Annotated in this window: 17 protein-coding genes; 10 read left to right on the top strand and 7 right to left on the bottom strand. The window is 62.4% G+C overall.

From position 1 onward, the window contains the following. Window positions 1-58 precede the first annotated feature (58 nt). On the top strand, window positions 59-295 hold the full coding sequence (locus VHO05_RS16825) for a DUF2093 domain-containing protein (RefSeq protein WP_329647771.1): 237 nt from the start codon (window positions 59-61) through the stop codon (window positions 293-295). A 5-nt stretch (window positions 296-300) separates the two neighbouring features. On the opposite strand, the gene lpxK is transcribed toward VHO05_RS16825, so the two are convergent. After that, a complete protein-coding gene (lpxK, locus tag VHO05_RS16820; protein WP_329647770.1) occupies window positions 301-1,365 on the bottom strand; it encodes a tetraacyldisaccharide 4'-kinase in 1,065 nt (354 codons plus the stop codon). Further along, window positions 1,355-3,385, bottom strand: a complete 2,031-nt coding sequence (locus VHO05_RS16815; protein ID WP_329647769.1) for a glycosyltransferase N-terminal domain-containing protein — start codon at window positions 3,383-3,385, stop codon at window positions 1,355-1,357. The genes lpxK and VHO05_RS16815 overlap by 11 nt, the downstream gene beginning before the upstream one ends. Window positions 3,386-3,681: 296 nt before the next feature. On the opposite strand from VHO05_RS16815, the gene VHO05_RS16810 reads away from it, so the two are divergent. After that, a complete protein-coding gene (locus VHO05_RS16810; protein WP_329647768.1) occupies window positions 3,682-4,353 on the top strand; it encodes a fused DSP-PTPase phosphatase/NAD kinase-like protein in 672 nt (223 codons plus the stop codon). Window positions 4,354-4,357: 4 nt separating this feature from the next. On the opposite strand, the gene VHO05_RS16805 is transcribed toward VHO05_RS16810, so the two are convergent. Together VHO05_RS16805 and VHO05_RS16800 are read right to left on the bottom strand one after the other, a co-directional pair. Further along, on the bottom strand, window positions 4,358-6,208 hold the full coding sequence (locus tag VHO05_RS16805) for an ABC transporter ATP-binding protein (protein ID WP_329647767.1): 1,851 nt from the start codon (window positions 6,206-6,208) through the stop codon (window positions 4,358-4,360). A 59-nt stretch (window positions 6,209-6,267) separates the two neighbouring features. After that, the gene (locus tag VHO05_RS16800) at window positions 6,268-6,522 is read right to left on the bottom strand and encodes a DUF4170 domain-containing protein (RefSeq protein ID WP_329647766.1); all 255 of its coding nucleotides are present in this window, start codon (window positions 6,520-6,522) and stop codon (window positions 6,268-6,270) included. Between the two features lie 716 nt (window positions 6,523-7,238). On the opposite strand from VHO05_RS16800, the gene VHO05_RS16795 reads away from it, so the two are divergent. After that, window positions 7,239-8,867 (top strand): acyl-CoA synthetase, encoded by a 1,629-nt coding sequence (locus tag VHO05_RS16795; protein WP_329647765.1) that lies wholly within the window; start codon window positions 7,239-7,241, stop codon window positions 8,865-8,867. Window positions 8,868-9,112: 245 nt separating this feature from the next. Here VHO05_RS16795 and VHO05_RS16790 read toward each other — a convergent pair whose 3' ends face one another. Continuing rightward, window positions 9,113-9,289 carry a YdcH family protein gene (locus VHO05_RS16790; RefSeq protein WP_329647764.1) on the bottom strand — a complete coding sequence of 59 codons (177 nt, stop codon included), beginning with the start codon at window positions 9,287-9,289 and terminating at the stop codon, window positions 9,113-9,115. Window positions 9,290-9,559: 270 nt separating this feature from the next. Between VHO05_RS16790 and VHO05_RS16785 the strand changes: the two genes are divergently transcribed. From VHO05_RS16785 to VHO05_RS16770, 4 genes are all read left to right on the top strand, one after another. Further along, on the top strand, window positions 9,560-9,766 hold the full coding sequence (locus VHO05_RS16785) for a YdcH family protein (protein WP_329647763.1): 207 nt from the start codon (window positions 9,560-9,562) through the stop codon (window positions 9,764-9,766). 130 nt (window positions 9,767-9,896) lie between these two features. Further along, complete coding sequence (locus tag VHO05_RS16780) at window positions 9,897-10,910, top strand: ligase-associated DNA damage response exonuclease (RefSeq protein WP_329647762.1); 1,014 nt, start codon at window positions 9,897-9,899, stop codon at window positions 10,908-10,910. 3 nt (window positions 10,911-10,913) lie between these two features. Continuing rightward, window positions 10,914-12,563 (top strand): cisplatin damage response ATP-dependent DNA ligase, encoded by a 1,650-nt coding sequence (locus tag VHO05_RS16775; protein ID WP_329647761.1) that lies wholly within the window; start codon window positions 10,914-10,916, stop codon window positions 12,561-12,563. A 92-nt stretch (window positions 12,564-12,655) separates the two neighbouring features. After that, window positions 12,656-14,347, top strand: a complete 1,692-nt coding sequence (locus VHO05_RS16770; protein ID WP_329647760.1) for a methyl-accepting chemotaxis protein — start codon at window positions 12,656-12,658, stop codon at window positions 14,345-14,347. Between the two features lie 18 nt (window positions 14,348-14,365). Here the strand turns inward: VHO05_RS16770 and VHO05_RS16765 are convergent, their stop codons facing one another. Both VHO05_RS16765 and VHO05_RS16760 read right to left on the bottom strand, forming a co-directional pair. Then, window positions 14,366-16,078, bottom strand: coding sequence for a L,D-transpeptidase family protein (locus VHO05_RS16765; RefSeq protein ID WP_329647759.1), 1,713 nt, complete (start codon window positions 16,076-16,078; stop codon window positions 14,366-14,368). A 97-nt stretch (window positions 16,079-16,175) separates the two neighbouring features. Beyond that, window positions 16,176-17,783: a class I SAM-dependent methyltransferase gene (locus tag VHO05_RS16760; RefSeq protein WP_329647758.1), complete on the bottom strand. Its 1,608-nt coding sequence runs from the start codon at window positions 17,781-17,783 to the stop codon at window positions 16,176-16,178. Between the two features lie 284 nt (window positions 17,784-18,067). Here VHO05_RS16760 and purE point away from each other — a divergent pair, with 284 nt between their 5' ends. The 3 genes from purE (at window position 18,068) to rpsU (ending at window position 20,134) form a co-directional block, all read left to right on the top strand. Beyond that, the gene (gene purE, locus VHO05_RS16755; protein WP_329647757.1) at window positions 18,068-18,562 is read left to right on the top strand and encodes a 5-(carboxyamino)imidazole ribonucleotide mutase; all 495 of its coding nucleotides are present in this window, start codon (window positions 18,068-18,070) and stop codon (window positions 18,560-18,562) included. After that, complete coding sequence (locus VHO05_RS16750; protein ID WP_414653796.1) at window positions 18,559-19,641, top strand: 5-(carboxyamino)imidazole ribonucleotide synthase; 1,083 nt, start codon at window positions 18,559-18,561, stop codon at window positions 19,639-19,641. Before purE ends, VHO05_RS16750 begins: the two co-directional genes overlap by 4 nt. A 160-nt stretch (window positions 19,642-19,801) precedes the next feature. Further along, window positions 19,802-20,134, top strand: a complete 333-nt coding sequence (gene rpsU, locus VHO05_RS16745; protein WP_329647755.1) for a 30S ribosomal protein S21 — start codon at window positions 19,802-19,804, stop codon at window positions 20,132-20,134. Window positions 20,135-20,168 lie beyond the last annotated feature (34 nt).

The raw sequence follows: 20,168 nt of genomic DNA, 5'->3' as shown, positions 1-20,168 counted from the left end.
CTTTCGGGCAGCCGCCCATTACGGCCCCGACCCAGCCGCATTGCAGACCAGAGGTTCCATGAACCGCTTCGACAAGCTGTTCGGCATTCGGGGCGAAGCCCAGGTGCGTTACTTAGACGGCGAGTTCCAGGTGCTCGCACCGGGCGACTTCGTGCGCTGCGCCGTGACCGGCCAGAAGATCGACCTCGCGGATCTACGCTACTGGAGCGTTGAGCTACAGGAAGCTTACGCGACGGCCGACATCTCCCTCAATCGCTATCTCGAAGCCGTGCGCAATCGCGAGCGGCAGGCCTGACAATCTCAGCTTCGCGGCGGCGCCTTGAGCGCGCCGTCGATCAGCGCGTGCAGGCGCACGAGATCTCGCTCCTCGAATTTCACCGTGATCGGCACTGTTCGCGAAAGTGCAGCAAGTTCCGCGCGCGCGCCGACTGCACCCACGAGACGCGCGGCGTCCTTTTCCGTCGTGACCAGAACTGCCCCCGTCGTCTGCGCCGCCGAGATCAGGTCCGACGCTTCGCGATCCGTAAAGGCATGGTGATCGGCAAACGCGCGCGTCGCGAGCGAGCGCGGCCCTAAACCTTCGAGCATCCCGAAGAAGCGTCCGGGATTGGCGATGCCGGCGTAGGCAAGCACAGGACGGTCTGCAAGCCAGTCCACCTCACCGGTGGGCTCGACTGAACCGCGGAGAACAGGCCCCTGGAACTGCTTCTTGAGCCCCTCGAAGATCGAATGCGCGCCCGCCGCGGGATCGGTCCCCATGACGACGATACAGTCGACGAGGCCAAGCTGAAACGCGAGCCGCGCCCTGAGCGGCCCGGCGGGAATGACGCGCCCGTTGCCGAAGCCCCGCCGCGCATCCACGACCGCTATGGAGAGGTCTTTGACCAGCGACGGGTTTTGCAGCCCATCATCCATGATGATGGCGTGCGCGTCCCCGGCGGCTTCAATGGCGGCACAACCGGCCTTGCGATCGCGCGAGATCATGACACGCGCCGCCACGCCGCCGAAGCCGCGCGCGATAAGAAGCGGCTCATCCCCGACCTCATGAGCCCCGTGCTGGACGGGATCAACCCAAACGGGCCCCGCAAGCGAACCGCCATACCCGCGTGAAAGGCAAACCGCTGAGATCTGCCGCTCCGCCAGCATCTCGATCAGGAAGCGCGTGAGCGGTGTCTTGCCGGTGCCTCCGGCCGTGAAGTTGCCAACGCAGACGACGGGAAGCGCGGAGCGGTAGGGCGTGGATTTCCTAAAACGCCGCTCGACTGCAGCGCCATAGATGTCGCCGACGGGAGCAAGCAGCCGCTCGGCCAAATGCGCACGTTCGCCTTCGCCGGCATACCACCAGCTGGGCTCCTCAAGAGGCACGACGCACTCGCGAGCTTTCCGGCAGCATCTCGATCAGGGCGGAAACCGTCCTGTCGAGCGCACCGGCAAGCGATTGCAGCGCCGTTGCAGCGCCTGCGCGCATCTTCTGCAGCTCGCCCTCTTTGTCATGCAGCAGCACGACGGCGTCGGCGAGTTCCTCCGCCGACCTAACTTCAAGGGCACCCTTGTGGCGCAGTAAGGCGCGATAAAAGTCGCTGAAGTTGCTCCAATGCGGACCAGTCAGCACCACGGCATGATGTCCGATAGCCTCGACGGGGTTCTGCCCGCCGTGCGGGATCAGCGAGCCGCCAACGAAGGCCACTTCCGTCAGTGCGTACAGCGTACCGAGCTCGCCGATCGTATCGGCAATGTAAACGTCGGTCCCAGCACTCGGCAGCTCACCCGCCGAGCGGATCGACACTGCGAGCCCTTTCGAGCGCAGCATCTCCGCGATCGCTTTCCCGCGCCGGGGATGGCGCGGCGCAATGATGGTGCAAAAACCAGGCAGCTTGGCCGCTAGAATTCGGTGCGCATCTGCGATGACAGCCTCTTCCGGATCGTGCGTGCTGGCTGCTACGAAGATCGGACGACCGTTCAACGCGTGACGCAAGCGATCAAGTTCGCCTGCATCGACCACTGGTGGCGGTGCATCGACTTTGAGATTGCCCACGGGTTCCACGTGCGGAGCGCCCAGACGGCTAACGGCTCGAGCGAGAACATCGTTCTGCGCAAGAATGAGATCGAAGCGGGAAAACAGCGGCTGAGACACGCCTTTCAGCCGCTTCCAGCGCCGCGCACTGCGCGCAGACATCCGTGCATTCACCAGTGCAAGCGGGATACTGCGCTTCGATGCTTCCATGATGAGGTTGGGCCAGATCTCGCTTTCCGCAAATACGGCGAGATCCGGTTGCCAATGATCGAGAAATGCACGCACGTACTCTGGTACATCGAGCACGATGAACTGATGAATGGCGCGAGGAGGAAGCCTGCGCTTTGCCAGCGCGGCCGACGTGAGCGTGCCCGTCGTCAGAAGGATCGAGATATCCGGCCGCTCCGCGAGCAGGCGATCGATCACGGGCATCACGGCATTGGCCTCACCGACGCTGGCCGCATGCATCCACACAAGCAGCCCCTCGGGACGTGGCAAGCTGGCTTTGCCGTAGCGTTCGCCGCGCCGCGCGGGATCCTCTTTGCCTTGCCGTCCTCGCACGGCCAGCAAAAGCGGCGCAACCAACCCGAACAGCTGCGTTCCTGCGCGATAGCCCTTGAGTGTGAGCCCCTCCGGAGCGGGGCCTTTTGATCCCTCGCCCGCCGCCGGAGGTGTCACCCGTTTGATGTCGGCCCCGACGAGCGCGTAAGCGCGCTCCGTGACACGATTGAGCTCGGCTTCCACGGTTTTGCGGTGCTGCTCCAGCGCCTCTATATCTGCGTCTGCCGGAACCCAGATCGGATCGCCCATCACGTACGCCATTTTGGAGAACGGCAGATTGATCGTCATCCGGCTCCATGTCGGCAAGGCAATGAAGCGAGACGTGGCGACGGCGAACGGGACGATCGGCCGCTCGGAAAATTTGGCGAGCGTGACAATGCCGGTTCCGGATTTTCGTGCCGGCCCTGGCGGGATATCCGCTGTCATCGAGAACGTACTGCCCCCTTTCAGGAGCTTGGTAGCCGTTCTCAGCGCGTAGACACCGCCCTTGTCCTTCTTGCGTTCATTCGCTCCGGCCCCTTGCACGACTTCGATGTCGAACTCGCCGAGCAGAGCACGGATGGCGGTCGCATCCTTGTGCCGTGCCGCGATGGCCGAGACTTTGAAGGCGCCCTGATGCAGCGTCGGCATGAGCACGAACTGGCCGTGCCACATGGCAAAAATGTAGGGGTGTAGTTGACCGGCGCGCTCCCGCGTATCGGGCGGATCGTAGACAGCCGTCGAGGTCGAGCGCACAAAGCGCGTGTAACGCGCCCCCAGAAGCCCCACGAAGCGGCCAATCTTCGACTCTTGCTTTGGCGATTGTGCCATCGATCAGGCTCTTTCGCCTCTCCGTGCTCGAGCCGCGTACCGGCGCCTGTTCCGGCCAATTTCCTATCGGGAAAGCAACATCAAAGCAACCATCTGCCCCCGGCGTCAATTAGGGGTTCGACAGATCTGGCCAGATAGTGCTACGCAGCCCCGGAAGTGGCCCGTTTTTCGGGTCGTTGGCAGCTTCACTGCCCGAAACGCGAGCAGATCGGCGGGAACCCCAGGCACAGATGTCATCTCTCGCGAAACGGGCAAGACGTGCGCTTCGTCGCTCGGCGTGGGCGGGAGTGCGAGCCGTGACCGCGACACTTCCAGCTCCGCTCGTCAGGCGTGCCGAGCCTTATGCCCGCTACATGGACATGCTGCTTCTCGACCATCTTTTGGTCAGGCTCGTGTTCCCCAACCGCCATCGCCTGTCAGACGAAGCCTGGCGAGCCGCACAGCCGCTCCCTCATCAGGTTCATGATCTGCCGCGTCGCGGAATACGTACCGTCGTCAATCTGCGGGGGCAGGTCGATTCCTCGACCTACGCCTACGAGCAAGCCGCTTGCAAGGAAGCGGGACTCAAGCTGGTCGACTTCAGAATCCGTTCACGCGCCGCACCGACCCGTGCCGAACTCCTGGCCGCACGGGACCTGTTCGCGAACGTCGAATATCCCATGCTCATGCACTGTAAGTCCGGCGCCGACCGCGTAGGCCTGATGAGCGCGCTCTACCTTTATACGCGTCGGGGCGTACCGATAAAAAAAGCCCGCCGGCAGCTGTCCCTGCGATATGGCCATATCCGTCAAGCCGATACCGGTGTTCTCGATCTCGTGTTCGACGCCTATTTGGCCGACGCGGCCAAATCTCCGATCGAGTTCTATGAGTGGGTCGCCACCGTCTACGATCCGAAAGAGATCTCCACGCGGGTGCATTCGCACCGCTGGGCAAACCGCATCGTCGACAAGATTTTCCGCCGGGAATAGCGGCTCAATTCAACGGCAGCCCGAGCGGCGCAGTATCCTCGTCGACATCGGACAGGAGCTGGGCGCGAACCAGACGGGCATAGGCTCCCCCCCGCGCGAGGAGTTCGCTGTGCGTGCCGGTCTCGACGATAGTTCCCGCCTCCATCACGCAAATGAGGTCGGCATTTTGCACCGTCGAAAGGCGGTGGGCGATGACGATCGAAGTCCGGTTGCGTGTGAAATCCGCCAGAGCCTGCTGCACCAAGCGCTCGGAATGCGTATCCAGCGCACTCGTCGCCTCGTCCAGCAGAAGGATCGGTGCGTTTTTGAGGATCGCAGCCGCAAGAGCGAGACGCTGGCGCTGACCGCCGGAAAGCCTGACGCCGCGATCCCCGATCACCGTGGCATACCCCTGCGGCTGGCTGAGGATGAACTCGTGAGCGGCCGCCGCCTTTGCCGCCGCCACGATCTCCTCGTCCGTTGCATCGAGCTTTCCGAGCGCGATATTCGAACGGATCGTGTCATCGAACAGAGTAACATCCTGACTTACCAGGGCAATCGACGAGCGGAGCGACGCCAGCGTGACCTCGCGGATGTCCTGACCGTCAATGCGAATGGCGCCACCCGTCACGTCGAACAGACGCGGCACAAGGTTGACGATCGTCGATTTACCCGCTCCCGAACGGCCGACCAAGGCCACCGTGTGCCCGCCTTCTACGTCCAGGTTGAAATCGATGATGGCAGGAATGGACTCATCGCCATAGTGAAAGGCGACATGATCGAAGTTGATCGAGCCGCGCGCGATCTGCAGAGGCTTGGCACCCGGCAGATCCTTGTTCGTGGGCTTCTCGTCGAGAATGCCGTAAATGCTCTCGATGGCCGCCAGGCCCTCTTGCACACGCGCCATAAGGCCGCCGACGGCCCTTAGCGGCTGCCCGGCCATCAGCAGGGCCGCCGTCAACCCCATGAAATCGCCGACCGTGGACGCGCCGCTCGAAATGCGCCAGTACGCGACCCAGATCACGCCCGCGACAGCGGCGCCCCCCAGCGCTTCCAGCAGCGACTCCAGACGCGCCTTGACGGCCACGCCCTTGAGACGATGGCGAAACACCTCTTCAAAGCTGCGGTTCACACGCTCCGAAGCATAGTCCTCGAGGCGGAACGTCTTGATGAGGCGCGTTGCACCAAGGTGCTCGGCCAGCAGCGACGTCATCCCGCCAAGCTCGGCCTGCGTGCGCGTCGAGTTACGACGCACACGTCGCGCAATAGTGGCGATCGGCACAACCGCGAACGGATAAACGCCGAGCACGACGAGCGAAATCAACCAGTCGAGATAAAACATCGACCCGACCAGCGCGACGACCGAGAGTGTGTCGCGCATGACCGAGTTCATCGACGCAAGCGAGGCTTGTTGAATGAACTGGATGTCGTTGGTGAGCTTCGACATCAGCCGGCCGGGCGTGTCCCGCGTCAACCGCGCGTAATCGGCGTTGATCAAATGCCGGAAGGTTACGTTCTGCATGTCGGCCGTGAGCCGCAGCACGATGCGCTGCGTGGATACCGTCTGCAGATAGAGCAACACGCTCCGAGCAAGCGTAATCGCAATGATCGCCACGAGGACCCACGGCAGCCACGTGACATTGCCGTCGAGCAGGTTGTCGAAAGAGAACTTGATGACCATCGGATAGGCGCCGGTCGCGGCGGCCAGCCCTCCGGTCAGAGCGAGCGCGATCAGCAGCTCACGCCAGCGCGGACGCACCCAATCGGCGAGGAACCGGCTCAAAAGCTGACGCGACTGCGTATCGAGCGCCCGCGTCTCCTTCTTACGCTGGGCGCGCGGCTCTTCCGGAAGCGGTTTATTGTGTGCAGTCGCCATCGCCAGCGGGATCCTGATTTAACGGCACTGGGGGCCCCACCGGCCCTCAGTCGAACGCCTTAGGCATCCACTTTCGAGCCGGCCAGCGGCTCGAGCAACCGATGCATGTGCACGATGAAGTAGCGCATCGACGCATTGTCGACGGACTTTTGGGAGGCGGCCTTCCAGGCCACCAGCGCTTCCGCGTAGTTCGGAAAGATACCAACGATGTCAAGGCCATGCAGGTCGCGGAATTCGATTCCCTCGAGATCGCGAAGCTCGCCCCCGAATACCAAATGCAGGAGCTGCTTGGGGGCCGTTTCACGATCGCTCATACCTGGAGATCCTCCTCCCACGCCGCCCCGCTCCCCCGCGGAGCCGGACCAGACTATTTCCTGCCCGATCCTCTAACCGGGTTCAAGGCCGCCAAACCTTACGAGTTGCCGCAACCTTTTCACGCCCGCGACCGGAAATCGGAGGCACTCCCGCCGTCACATCCGGCATTTTCCAGAAAAGATCTACGCTCACACCGCTTATTAAGCAGACTTTTTAAGGGGATCTCCAACTTGCCGTGCCATACTTTGGATATGGCCGCGTAAGACGGCAGCTCGGAAGTCCACAGGGTTTTGAGGCATCGGCGCGGCTGGCGGGACCAGTCCGCGCCGCAAGCTTTTTTGGGGCTTCCGGCCCGGCTCGCAACCTGTCGCGCGCCTCAGAGCAACGCCCATGGCGCCATCAACACCAAGATAGCGACAATCCACAACGCGATCGTCTCGAAATGGGGATCCGTCACCACCGCCTCCCCTACCAAGAGAGCCCGACGAAACACGACCCGAATCTACCGGGCGTCAGGTTCGTTTCATAGCCAATTTGCGATCCCACCCACATATTTGCCAGAATGTGGCATCCGCGAGCCCGGTCGCTTCTGCCCAAAGCACTGGCAACGAATGACGCGTCACTAAGTACAATCAGCCCGAGGAACAGCGTTGCCGCCAGCGGGCTGCTTCGGTAGCGTTGGGCGATACACAGCCAACAAGAACCGACAGTCCTGATGAGCGAAAACCCCTACTCCATCGGCCTCGACAAAAACCCGGCGAATTATCAGCCCCTCACCCCGATCGGCCTATTCGAGCGAGCAGCCAAGGTCTATCCGCATCACACCGCCATCATCCATGGCAAGCAGCGTGCCGACTACGCGACGTTCTACGCGCGCGCGCGCAAGCTTGCATCGGCGCTGGTGGACCGAGGGATCAGGCCCGGCGACACCGTCACAGTCATGCTCTCCAACACGCCGGCCATGTTGGAAGCGCACTACGCCGTACCGATGACCGGCGCCGTGCTGCACTGCCTGAATACGCGTCTCGATGCACCGATCATTGCCTTTCAACTCGATCACGCGAACAGCAAGCTTCTGATCTCGGATCGCGAGTTCTCCCTGCTCATGAAAGAGGCGCTCGACCTCGCGAAGGCGCGCCCTTTGATCATCGATTACAACGACGCCGAGTTTCCCGATCTCGGCCCGCCGCTTTCCGACATTGACTACGAAGCCTTCCTCTCTGCAGGCGATCCGGAGTTTGCCTGGCGTATGCCGGACGACGAATGGGATGCGATCAGCCTGAATTACACGTCGGGCACCACCGGCAATCCGAAGGGCGTGGTCTACCATCATCGCGGCGCGGCACTCATGTGCTACGCGAACACCATTGCCACCGGCATGGGCAGGCATCCGGTCTATCTCTGGACGTTGCCGATGTTCCACTGCAACGGCTGGTGTTTCCCGTGGACGCTTTCACTCGTCGCCGGGACTCACGTGTGCCTTCGTTGGGTCCGCGCGAAAGCCATGTATGACGCCATCGTCGATCATAAGGTCACGAACCTCTCTGGCGCTCCGATCGTCATGGCCACGCTGCTCAACGCGAAGGACGACGAGCGCCGCGAGTTCACACATCGCGTAGCGTTCAATCACGCCGCGGCGCCGCCGCCCGAAAGCGTCATGGCCCACATGAACGAAGCAGGCTTCGCCCTCACGCATCTCTACGGCCTCACCGAAACATACGGCCCTGCGACCCTCAATGAATGGCACAGCGTGTGGGATGGCCTCCCGAAGCCCGAGAAGGATGCACGCCGCGCCCGGCAAGGCGTTCGCTATCCCGCGCTCGAGGGGCTGACCGTGATGGATCCGCAAACCATGGAGCAGGTCCCCGCCGATGGCGAAACCATTGGCGAAGTCATGTTCCGCGGAAACATCGTCATGAAAGGCTACCTCAAGAACCCTGAGGCAACGGCCGAAGCTTTCGAAGGCGGCTGGTTCCACTCGGGCGATCTCGGCGTGCTTCACCCCGACGGATACATCCAGCTCAAGGATCGCTCGAAGGACATCATCATTTCGGGCGGCGAGAACATCTCCTCGATCGAGGTCGAGGACGTTCTCTACAAACACCCGTCAGTGGCCGTGTGCGCCGTCGTTGCGAAACCGGATGAGAGGTGGGGCGAGACGCCGTGCGCCTTCGTCGAATTGAAGCCCGGCGCCAGCGCGACTCAGGAAGAGATGATCATCTGGTGCCGCGAGCGGCTCGCGCACTTCAAAGCGCCCAGGCTCGTGGTCTTCACCGATGTGCCGAAGACGTCCACCGGGAAGGTGCAGAAATTCAAGCTACGTGAAATGGCCAAACAGGCCTGAGCATTTTCCGACGAAGTGGAGGCCTGTTCGTCGCGAGAAAATGCGACAAATCAAAAAACCTAGAGCATCCGATCCGATTCCATCGGATCGCAAGATGCTCTAGCGCTGGATTTGGCAATAAGCGGAACAAGCAAACCGTTACGCGCTGGTCGCGTTCCAAGTCCGGCAACGGATAGCGGTTACCGGGAGCACTGCGAGAGTAGCTGCAGTTCAGCTACCTATTCGCAGCCTCCCGCAGAATCGCGTCAGTGCCGAGTATTGGTTTCTAGCCTGACGATCTCGTCCTTCAGTTTCAGTTTTTCTTGTTTGAGGCGGCGGATCGCTTGGTCGTCCGATCCTGGCCTTAACGTCTCCTCTTCAATCCGACGCTCGAGTTGCCGGTGCTTCTCTGAGAGTTCCTGAAGATGAGCCGACAGCGCCATCCTTGACCTCCTTTTGCAGATTTGAAGACAGGGGGATTGTTACAGAAATGCCACTGATTGTCCATCCGTAACGCCATATGAACAAACAGCAGATTAAGCACCTTTTCAGAGTAAACCATTTGCTAAGCACCGGTTTGAGCAGGGATTTTATTCTGCCGCCGCCTCGTCCGGCTTGCGTACGGGGGAAAATGAGAGGATAGTCCCGCCGGTTCGGGACGCGCGCATTTACCTTGCGCACCGCGGCGAGCCGAATGTGGAACGAGCAGCGACATGCAACGTCAGAACGACAGGGAGCTTCGAGAGGAGTTGGTTAAACTTCGCTCCGAGCACCGCCTGCTCGATGACGAGATTCTTGCGCTCGAATCCAACGGGACAGCCGATCAGCTTCTCGTCCGCCGTTTGAAGAAAAAGAAGCTCGCCCTCAAAGACCAGATCACCAAGGTCGAGGATCAGCTTCTGCCCGACATTATCGCCTGATTGCGATTAGTTGAGATCGGCATCATATCGAAGGTTCCCGCTATCGCGCCGGAGCGATGAAACCGGCGAGAGAGAGTTTGCGTTTTCACACGCAAGATCGCGCATGAACCTCGGATACGCGTTGCGTTGAATGCCTGCAGCCGGAATTGACCAGTGGCTTTATCCAACCGAGCGTGGCCTCTATTGCGAGCCCGCCGGCGTCTACATCGATCCTGCGCGTCCAGTCGATCGCGCGATCATTACTCACGGCCATAGCGATCACGCGCGCCCAGGCCACGGGGCAGTCCTGGCGACGGCCGAAACCATCGAAATCATGAAGACCCGCATCGGACCCGATGCGGCAGGGCGTTTTGAGGCGGCACCGCTTGGTACGGTCCTCACGCTTGGCGGCGTCTCCGTTCGCCTCGTTCCTGCCGGACACATTCTAGGGTCAGCGCAGATCGTGCTAGAGTGGAAAGGTCAGCGCGCCGTCGTATCCGGCGACTACAAGCGCGCGAGTGACCCGACGTGCGCGCCATTCGAACCTATCGCCTGCGATGTCTTTGTCACCGAAGCCACCTTTGCCCTGCCCGTATTCCATCACGAGCCGGCCATCCGCGAAGTCTCGCGTCTACTGGCGTCGATGCATCGCAATCCGGATCGCGCACATCTCGTCGGCGCATATGGTCTCGGCAAATGCCAGCGGGTTATCCGGCTCGCCCGCGACGCTGGCTACGACGCGCCCATCTACCTGCACGGCGCGATGATCGCCTTGACCGAGCTCTATCAGACCTTGGGCGTCCACCTCGGTGACCTTCGCCCCGTGCCGGATGGGAAACCTTCCGAACTCGCCGGCGCCCTCATCCTGTGCCCACCGTCGGCCGTATCCGATCGCTGGTCCCGCCGCTTCCCAGACCCGGTGACATCGTTCGCATCCGGCTGGATGCGCATCAAAGGACGCGTGCGCCAGAGCGGTGTCGAGTTACCGCTCATCATTTCCGATCACGCCGACTGGCCTGAGCTCATCGACACCGTGGTCGAAACCGGCGCCGAGGATATTTGGGTCACGCACGGACGTGATGACGCCCTCGTCTACGAATTGGGACGCCGCGGGCTCAAGGCGCGCGCACTCGCTCTCGTCGGCTTCGAGGACGAGGGAGAGTAGCGCGTGGAGTCGTTCGCCCTTCTGCTCGACACCTTGACCACAACGCCATCCCGGAAAGGCAAACTGTCTCTTCTCACCGACTACTTCCGCTCGGCGCCGGATCCCGACCGAGGCTTTGCGCTGGCCGCCCTGACCGACGGTCTTTTTCCGCGCCTGCCGTTGCGGCGCAGCCTTGCGACGCTTCTCGAAACGCGCGTCGATCCCGTTCTCTACGCCCTCTCGCGGGATTACGTCGGCGACACGGCCGAGACCGTTGCGTTGATGTGGCCGGAACAAGCAGAACGCGGGCCGGCGCCTCGTCTTTCCGAAACTGTTGCGGCATTGGCGATGGCAGGGCCGGCCGACATCGCCACAACGCTGGGCCACCTGCTCGATGGCCTCGATGCCCGAGGCCGCTGGGCATTGCTCAAGCTCGTCGGCGGCGCGCCGCGCGTCGGCGTTTCTGCGCGCCTCGCCAAGACCGCGCTCGCGGAGATGAGCGGACACGACGTATCCGAGATCGAGGAGATCTGGCACGCACTTGCGCCGCCCTACACAAACCTCTTCCAATGGCTCGAAGGAAAAGGGCCACTCCCGGATGCCGCCGGCAAACCTCTCTTCCGGCCGCTCATGCTCGCACACGCCATTGAGGAGCAGGACTGGGCAAACTTCGCAGCTGAAGACTTCTCTGCCGAATGGAAATGGGACGGCATCCGCGTGCAGATCGCAGCGCACGGCGAGCATGTACGCATCTTCTCGCGCACCGGCGACGACATCTCCCGCTCCTTTCCGGACATCGTTGCCGCGTTCGAAGGGCTGGACGTTCTGCTCGATGGCGAGCTGCTCGTTGCGCGCCGCGGCATCGTTGCGCCGTTCAACGACCTCCAGCAGCGCCTGAACCGGAAAGCCGTGACCGGGAAGATGCTGAAAGACCATCCCGCGCACGTGCGTCTCTACGACATTCTGATCGACGGCAGTGAAGACCTGCGGGAGTTGAGTTTCCGGGACCGGCGCGAACGCCTCGAAGCGTGGTACGCCAAAGAGCGGCCGCCACTTTCGGACATCAGCCCTCTCGTTCCGTTCGCGACACGCGAAGACCTCGACACGCTTTGGAGCGAAGCGCGCCAGAGTGGGATCGAAGGGCTGATGCTCAAGCGCTGGACCAGTCCCTACCTCTCGGGGCGCCCGCGCGGCCATTGGTTCAAGTGGAAGCGCGCCGCCCAGACGCTCGACTGCGTGCTGATGTACGCTCAGCGCGGCTCGGGCAAACGCTCGTCCTACTATTCGGACTACACATTCGGCGTTTGGCGCGAGATCGCCGAGGCCACCCTTGAGGGGTCTCCGCGCGGAGACATTTACCCCGGCCATGAACTGGTCCCTGTCGGCAAGGCCTACTCGGGCTTTACGGACGCCGAGCTTGCCGAGATCGATCGTTTCGTGCGCACCCACACAACGGAGCAATTCGGCCCCGTGCGGGCCGTCGAGCCGCGCCTCGTGCTGGAGGTGGCCTTTGACGCCATCTTCGCGTCGTCGCGTCACAAGTCCGGCTTGGCCATGCGCTTTCCGCGCATTCATCGCATTCGCTGGGATAAGCCGGCCCAGGAAGCGGACACCCTGGAAACGGCCCAGAAACTCATGACGACCCCAGCAGACAAGCTTTCGCCTCCGCTCTGAAAGACTTTGGTAAACAAAACTCAATTTCAAATTAAACAATCAGACGTAAGATATTGACTAACAAAAGTTTATAGCACGCGACGGAGCGCATTATGTTGTCGCTACCCTTCCTGCCGAAAACCCTATCGAGCCGCGCACACCTTGTCTGTGGACTTTGCCTTCTGGCCACCTTCGTCGCGTCAGGATCCAGCATTCTCGTGCGCTCACGCTTGATCGATAGCTTGGACAATTCAGTCGTCCTCACTACGGCCGTACGGAACCACACCACGCTCGACATGTACCACGACGGCCTGCGCGCCATCGTGCTTTCGGCACTCACCGCGAGCGAGCTCGGCACCTCCGAACAGGACGTCAAAGCAAACCTTGCGGACATGAGCGCCGACTTCGCGGCCATCGTTGCGGCGAACAAAGAGCTTCCACTTGCGACCAATATCAAGCAGGCGCTCGAAAGCGTAGACGCCCCGCTCGCGAGCTATCTGGAGAAGGCTCAGGCAACCGTCGCAATTGCGTTTACCGATCGCCAGCAGGCCTTGGCGGCAATGCCCGAGTTCAATGCACGCTTTGAAGAGCTGGAAAAATCGCTGGAGGCCGTGGGCCAGCAGATAGAAAACGAAGCCAAGAAAATCAACGAAGGCTCAAAGGAGTTTGCCACCACAACCGCCTGGATCACCAACGCTGCGATCGTGTTCTCCATCTCAGGCGTCCTGATGGCCCTCGTCTTCATGCTGCGTGGAATCCTGAGCCCGTTGGCTGCACTGGAAACTGCGATGGCCCGCTTGTCTCAAGGCCATGGCATTGGTGTCGTACCCGGCGCAGACCGGGCCGACGAGATTGGCAGCATGTCTCGCTCCGTCGGCATATTCGCGCACGGAATAGCAGAGAACGAACGCCTTCGTGTGGAACACGCCGACGCCGAACGCAAGGCATCCGAGGCGCGCCGCACCGCACGGCACAACCTGGCAGCGGAATTCGAAGGGACGGTGGGCGCTATCATCGAGAAAGTTGCCGCGGCGGTTGGCTCACTCGAGGGTATCGCCAAGCAGTTGACCCGTTCCGCCGATGCCACGAAGCAATTGTCGACAATGGTCGGCACCGCGTCGGAAGTGACCTCCGGGAATGTCGGCAGCGTCGCCACTGCCACCGAACAGCTTTCGGCCGCCGTCGGAGAAATAGAACGGCAGATCTCAGAGAGCGCACAGGCCGCGTCTCACGCTGTGGCCAAGGCAAACGCCAGCAACACGCGTGTGACGGAGCTTCTGGCCGCGGCAACGCGCGTTGGCGATGTCATCGGGCTCATCAACAGCATCGCCTCGCAGACCAACCTGCTGGCTTTGAATGCCACCATCGAAGCAGCCCGCGCCGGCGAAGCCGGAAAGGGATTTGCAGTCGTGGCTCAGGAGGTCAAAGCCCTCGCCACTCAGACCGCCAAGGCGACAAGCGACATCGCAAGTCAGATTCAGGGCATGCAGTCGGCGACGCAAGATGCCGTGGACACCATCGGGGGCGTCGTCGAAACGATCGGCAAAATATCCGACATCACGAACGCGATCTCGGCCGCTGTCGCCGAGCAGGCGACTGCAACGCAGGACATCAGCCACAACGTCATGGAAGCCGCGAAAGGCACATCCGAGGTCACGGCAAACATCGGCGAGGTCAATGAAAGCGCGAATGAAACGGGCAACGCTTCGTCCGCCGTACTGTCATCGACGGTCACGCTGTCCAGCGAAAGCAATGCGCTGAAGGCCGAGGTCGCCCGCTTCCTCGCCACGCTGCGCGCCGCGTAGTCCTGCGGCGCCAGCTCCTTAAAGTCCGCCGCCGAAAAACGACCCGAGGAAGTCGTCGTTCGCCGACTTCGATCTGCTTGAGGCCTGCTTGACGGAGCGTGGTTCGAGATGCGCGCGATCCGGCTCGACAGGGGCCAAGTGATCGCGCCCCTTGGCAATCTGCTGCCATTTGCCGTCCAGCGCCTGGGTCACGCGCTTTTCGTGCCCGTAAATGTCGCTGTAGGCCTTGAGCGCGCCAGTGTCATCCACCCACGCCGTGAAGTAGGCGATGTGCATCGGGATGCGTTTCTCAATCAAAACTTGGTTGTTGAGAGGACCGCTCTTCGCCAGCTCGGCCACCTTGGCCGCGTCCCAACCCTTGTCATTCTCCAGCACCAACTCCGCCACCCGCAGCGGATTGCGCAGACGCAGGCACCCGTGACTCAACGTGCGCTGCTTGGAATTGAACATCCACTTGTCGGGCGTATCGTGCATGAAGATCGTATGCTGGCTCGGGAAAGAGAACTTCACGACACCCATCGCGCTGTTGCGCTGCGGCGGCTGCACGACCTCGTAGTTGCGGATGTCGAGCGTGCGCCAATCCATCGTGCGCCAATCGAGACGCCGTCCGTCCTTGGTCTCAACCTCGAGCCCGTACTGGCGCATCAGCCCGCCGCCGCGCAGCAGGCTGGGCCAGAGTTCGTTGACCTTGATGCTCTCGGGTACCCGCCACATCGGCCGGAACGTGATGTCTTGCAGGCGCCGCGTGAAGATCGAACTCTGTTTTCCGATCTCGCCGACCACAATGCGCTCGGTGTGGATCGTCTCGCCGTTCTTGACCACCTCGATCATGTAGCTCGGCACGTTGGCCATCAAATGCAGGTCGCCGAGATCGGCCCACATCCAGCGCCACATTTCCATGTTGGCCTGGATCTTCTTGGTAGCGGCATTCGGCTTGCCGCCGTTCTTCGCGAGTGCCTCGACGTACTTTTCCTTCAACCGCTGGAACTGTGGTTGCTGCGGGTGTGTACCGACGAGATAGGCCGCCTTATCCGTCGCCGCGCCTAACTCTTCGAGCACTTTGTCCGGCGCGATGAGCTGCGGCTTGCGGTCGAGGTTGGAGTTGAGTTGTCCGGCCGGATCCATGATGCGGCCGCCCCGGGCGTAGCGCGCATACTTCATGACGGCGAGCGAGAGGTCCGTTTCCGCGGCGGCTTGCGCGTCCGCAGTGAGCTCCCCATCCTTCGGAGCGTCGAGCTTTGGCAGCACGAAATCGGCGGCATCCAGCCCCCACTCGCCAGCCGCCGGAAACACGCCGAGCACGGCGGTGCCGTCCGCCGTGAACCCCTTCGCATCGACCCACAGCGGCGCATAGGCCCGCGCGCCATAGAACGCGATAAGGGCCGCGCGCTCCTTCTTTTCTTCGTCAGTTCCCTCGTCCGGAATCGCGTTGAGACGCGACTTGACCGCCACAGCGACAGGCGTTGTCGGCTCGATCACGGACGCCGGAGCGGCCTCCGCCTTCGTATCCGGAGCAGGTTCGGCAGGAGTGGCCTCAGGCGTTGCGCTGGTCGCATCGGCCTCCGGTGAGGGAGCCGCCGTGCTTCCGGCCTTGGCCGGCTCGGATTGCGGCTGCAGATCAGTCTTCAGCGCCCCCGTCGCCGCGGACGGCAGCCCGGTCTCAGCCAGCCCCGGCGTCGTAGCCGCCAAAAGCAGCGCCGACAGCATTGCTTGAACAGCCAAGCGGCTCATCACGCGTCTCCAGTTTGTTCGACACCACTTAGAGCTATCCCCGGCCCGAAACTATGGCGTGGCCCCCGGGATGCCGACGGTTCTGCGCCCAGTGTGGTCAGGCCGCAGCAATGCTCAGGTTCGGCGCAACGCCCCCCTCGGCACTGACCGGGAGGGTTACGCCCGCGGCTTCGAGGATAGGCAGCCGCTTGCCGGCGAAGTCCTGGCCCAAGGTCGCAAGCTCCGAGATGTTCTCCGCCGCAGTCGCGATCGACTTGCCGTCCCGGATAAGTCTCTGATTTTGCGCTTCCATGATCGGCCAAATGTCGACCGCCCATTCCTGGGGAGTCCGCTTGCCCCTCGCGAGCGAGCGCAAGAAGAGCTGTTGGATGCGTCCGAGGTGCACGCCAGCACCCGTGACAGAGCTGGCGAGGAAGCCGAGTTCGCCGCCGAGGACGGCCCGCTCGATGATGTGCCGGTTGAGTGCCTGAGCACGGCCTCGCACCGCCGAGATTTCCCGCTCGTCGTGCGCCGCGCTCGCATGTCCAAGGCCAGACAAGACAAAAAGCGCCTGTGCCAACTGGGCCGGTGCCACTGCTTTCAGCAAAGGATTAGCAAGAAGTTCAGTGAAGCCTTTCGGCGCATACCGGCCCTCCGCCAACGCGGCCACCACCGGACCATAAACTTCGGTCTGGAGCTGCGCCTCACCCACCGGCCCGGTGAGTTTGAACGTGATCTCGCTCTCAGGAACCAGCAGCATGAAACGCTGGCTCTTGAGCGTTTCGAGCTGTCGTTGCGGTGTGAGCCCGCGCGGCCCTTTCACGAAAACGTCGCGGCGGAACTGCTGGTTCTCGCAATAGTCGCGGACCGACTCTCTCAGCAGAGGGTGCGAGATCGAAGCCAAAAGCTGTTGCTGCTGCGCCGTCAGGTGCAGCGCGTCAATGTGGGCGACGAGGTTGGACGAAGCGGCAAACGAAAGCTTGGCGTGCTCGAGATGCTGCGCGACCTCGGAGAACGGCATTGGATGCCAGTCGGCATTGAAGAATTCGTGTGCCAGGTAGTTGCGATTGTGGCTCTTCATGCTTTTGAGCCGCTCCGCCACCGCGGGGTTGGCCCTAAAATAGAGCGCATTGCTATCGATCACGCGCTCCGCAAAATCCAATGCGGCATCGATCCGCGAGCCGAGACCGTTCGCTTCGCCGGTCGCCAGATTGACGTGCAGCGACATGAGATGGCGCAGCGGCATGGCGGGCGACCATCCCGGCGTGGTGTTGTAGCTCACATAAAAAAGGCCGCCGACCTTGAGCTTGTTTCGCGCGATATCGACAATCACACGCCGGTTCTCGTCAGAGATCCAGCTCCAGATGCCGTGCAGAACGATGATGTCGAATTCCGGCAGGTCGTCGCGCGCGGCGAACTCGGCGAATGACTGGTCGAAGGCCTTGAGGTTGGCGCCGGACGCCGCGGCCAGCTCACGCGCGTTGGCAGCCTGCGTTGGATTGAAGTCGGTGCCCCAGAATTCGCCCTCGTTGGCGGCGGCGTGAATGTTGAGCGAGAGCCCCTGTCCGAACCCCAGTTCCAGGTAGCGAAGAGGCCGGTTGACGCTGTGGGCCTGCTGCCGCGACAGCATGGCCAGTTCAAGATTGCGCGGGCACATCTCACGATAGTAGCCGTGGGTGTAGTCCAGCTCCGCAACGTAGCCGGATGTCCAAGAGGGGGATGTCATTGGTCTCTCTGCCGTCGTCGACGCCGCACCCCGCCGAGCCGACGCTCGGACGCCGGAACAGTAGGCGATTCGAGCCGCGCCGTGAAAAAGGTGGGCCCCGTCGGGACTTCCGCCCTCAATCCGACCTCAGGGTGTCTGGATTAACCAAATGCCGGTGCATGGAACCAACCAAACCATGCCTTGCGCCTTGCAAGGCGGCCCGACCTCCCATAAAAGGCCCGTTTTCCCGAGGGGCCACCCGTTGACGTCATGGGATGCGCCCCCGCTTCGGAAGTAGCGGACCAATGACCAAACGCCGTGCCGACGTGGGAATTATCATGGGCAGCCAGTCCGACTGGCCGACCATGAAACTGGCCGCCGCTGTCCTGGGCGAGCTTGCGGTCCCTTATGAGACCAAGATTGTCTCCGCCCACCGCACGCCGGACCGGCTCGTGACCTATGCCCGTTCGGCCGCCGAACGCGGGCTCAAGGTCATCATCGCGGGCGCCGGAGGCGCAGCCCACCTCCCTGGCATGACCGCTTCCATGACAGCGCTTCCCGTTCTGGGAGTGCCGATCCAGTCGAAGTGCCTCTCCGGCCTCGATAGCCTCTATTCCATCGTGCAGATGCCGGGCGGAATTCCGGTCGGCACACTGGCCATTGGCGATGCCGGTGCCACCAATGCCGGCCTGCTCGCCGCGCAGATCCTGGCGTTGAACGATCCCGAACTGGCTGCCCGTGTCTCGGCCTTCCGCGAACGCCAGACTGCGAGCGTTGCCGAAGAACCGAAGAGCGAATGATGACGGCACTGCCCCCCGGATCGACCATCGGCATCTTGGGCGGCGGCCAACTCGGCCGCATGCTCGCGCTTTCAGCCGCGCAGCTGGGCCTCAAGTGCCATATCTACACGGACGTCCCGGGCGGCGCGTGTGATGTGGCGGCTTCCGCGACCGTCGGCCCCTTTGAGGACACCGACAAGATCCGCGCGTTCGCCGAGACCGTCGATGTCGTCACCTACGAATTCGAGAACGTTCCGCTGGAGGCGGCAGCCGCCGCTGAGTCCGTAGCGCCGGTCCGACCCGGCCCGAAGGCTCTCGCCGTGGCGCAGGACCGCCTCGAGGAAAAAACGTTCATCAGCGCCCTCGGCATTGCGGTTGCACCGTTTGCGTCCGTGAGCAGCGCTGCGGATCTCGCACCCGCTGCACGCGCCGTCGGCGAGACCGGAATCCTGAAAACCCGCCGCCTCGGCTACGACGGCAAAGGCCAGATCCGCATCAAATCCGCGGCCGAGCTACCCGCCGCCTTCGAGATGTTAAAAGGCGCCCCGTCGGTGCTCGAAGGGTTCGTACCGTTCGCGTACGAAGTCTCGGTTCTCGTCGTCCGCAGCCTGTCCGGAGAGATCCGCTTTTACGATCTGCCGCTCAACACGCACAAGGACGGCATCCTGGACACCTCGACCGTCCCGTCCCCGCTTTCGGCCCTCCACGCCGGACGGGCCTGCGAAATGGCAGCGGGCATCGCCAAGGCCCTCGACTATGTGGGCGTTCTCGGCGTCGAGATGTTCTATCTCGGACCGGACGCGCCCGAACCGCTGATGGTCAACGAGATTGCGCCCCGCGTGCACAATTCCGGGCACTGGACGATGGACGCCTGCCTCGTCAGCCAGTTCGAGAACCATATGCGCGCTGTGGCCGGCTGGCCGCTCGGCCCGACCACCCGTCATGCCGACGTGACAATGACCAACCTGATTGGCGCCGACGTCAACCATTGGCAGGCTTTGGCCGCCGAGCCGGATGCCGCACTACACCTTTACGGCAAGCCCGAAGCCCGTCCCGGCCGCAAAATGGGCCACGTGAACCGCCTGAAACCGCGGTCATAGGCGCAGAAAAGCACAGAATCCGGAAGCGGAGCCCGTGGACAACTGGCTTGGTGTTTGATAGAAGCCAGCCAAATCAATTCCGCTCGAAGCGCCGGAGCTGAGCCCCGGGGCCGCGAGCTGTCTATTTTTTCCAGCTAATTCAGATACCAGAGGTCACCGCTTGCAGGTACTCGTTCGCGACAACAACGTCGACCAGGCCCTCAAGGCGCTCAAGAAAAAGATGCAGCGCGAGGGTATTTTCCGTGAGATGAAGCTCCGGAACTACTTTGAGAAGCCCTCCGAGAAGAAGGCGCGCGAGAAGGCTGAGGCCGTTCGCCGCGCCCGTAAGCTCGCGCGCAAGAAGCTGCAGCGCGAGGGTCTCCTTCCTGGCAAGCCCGCAGCGACGCGCGGCGGCCCCGGTGCCAAGGGTCCCGGCCGTGGCGGTCCCGGTGGCGGCGGCCGTGGTCCGGGCGCTGGTGGCAGCAGCAGCGGCGGCGGTTTCGGCAACCGCTAAGCGCGTCCAAGCGACATAACGAATTTCATTCGCC

Source organism: Hyphomicrobium sp., assembly GCF_036262015.1.
In the GTDB taxonomy this organism is placed as follows: domain Bacteria; phylum Pseudomonadota; class Alphaproteobacteria; order Rhizobiales; family Hyphomicrobiaceae; genus Hyphomicrobium_C.
Note: the sequence above shows the minus strand (reverse complement) of the source record. Positions and strands in the feature narration are given on the sequence as shown.

Excerpts from the sequence above, each read along its gene's own strand:
- VHO05_RS16825 (WP_329647771.1), top strand. The coding sequence starts at position 59 with ATGAACCGCTTCGACAAGCTGTTCGGCATTCGGGGCGAAGCCCAGGTG.
- VHO05_RS16815 (WP_329647769.1), bottom strand. The coding sequence starts at position 3,385 with ATGGCACAATCGCCAAAGCAAGAGTCGAAGATTGGCCGCTTCGTGGGG.
- VHO05_RS16805 (WP_329647767.1), bottom strand. The coding sequence starts at position 6,208 with ATGGCGACTGCACACAATAAACCGCTTCCGGAAGAGCCGCGCGCCCAG.
- VHO05_RS16800 (WP_329647766.1), bottom strand. The coding sequence starts at position 6,522 with ATGAGCGATCGTGAAACGGCCCCCAAGCAGCTCCTGCATTTGGTATTC.
- VHO05_RS16795 (WP_329647765.1), top strand. The coding sequence starts at position 7,239 with ATGAGCGAAAACCCCTACTCCATCGGCCTCGACAAAAACCCGGCGAAT.
- VHO05_RS16790 (WP_329647764.1), bottom strand. The coding sequence starts at position 9,289 with ATGGCGCTGTCGGCTCATCTTCAGGAACTCTCAGAGAAGCACCGGCAA.
- VHO05_RS16785 (WP_329647763.1), top strand. The coding sequence starts at position 9,560 with ATGCAACGTCAGAACGACAGGGAGCTTCGAGAGGAGTTGGTTAAACTT.
- VHO05_RS16780 (WP_329647762.1), top strand. The coding sequence starts at position 9,897 with ATGCCTGCAGCCGGAATTGACCAGTGGCTTTATCCAACCGAGCGTGGC.
- VHO05_RS16770 (WP_329647760.1), top strand. The coding sequence starts at position 12,656 with ATGTTGTCGCTACCCTTCCTGCCGAAAACCCTATCGAGCCGCGCACAC.
- VHO05_RS16765 (WP_329647759.1), bottom strand. The coding sequence starts at position 16,078 with ATGAGCCGCTTGGCTGTTCAAGCAATGCTGTCGGCGCTGCTTTTGGCG.
- VHO05_RS16760 (WP_329647758.1), bottom strand. The coding sequence starts at position 17,783 with ATGACATCCCCCTCTTGGACATCCGGCTACGTTGCGGAGCTGGACTAC.
- purE (WP_329647757.1), top strand. The coding sequence starts at position 18,068 with ATGACCAAACGCCGTGCCGACGTGGGAATTATCATGGGCAGCCAGTCC.
- VHO05_RS16750 (WP_414653796.1), top strand. The coding sequence starts at position 18,559 with ATGATGACGGCACTGCCCCCCGGATCGACCATCGGCATCTTGGGCGGC.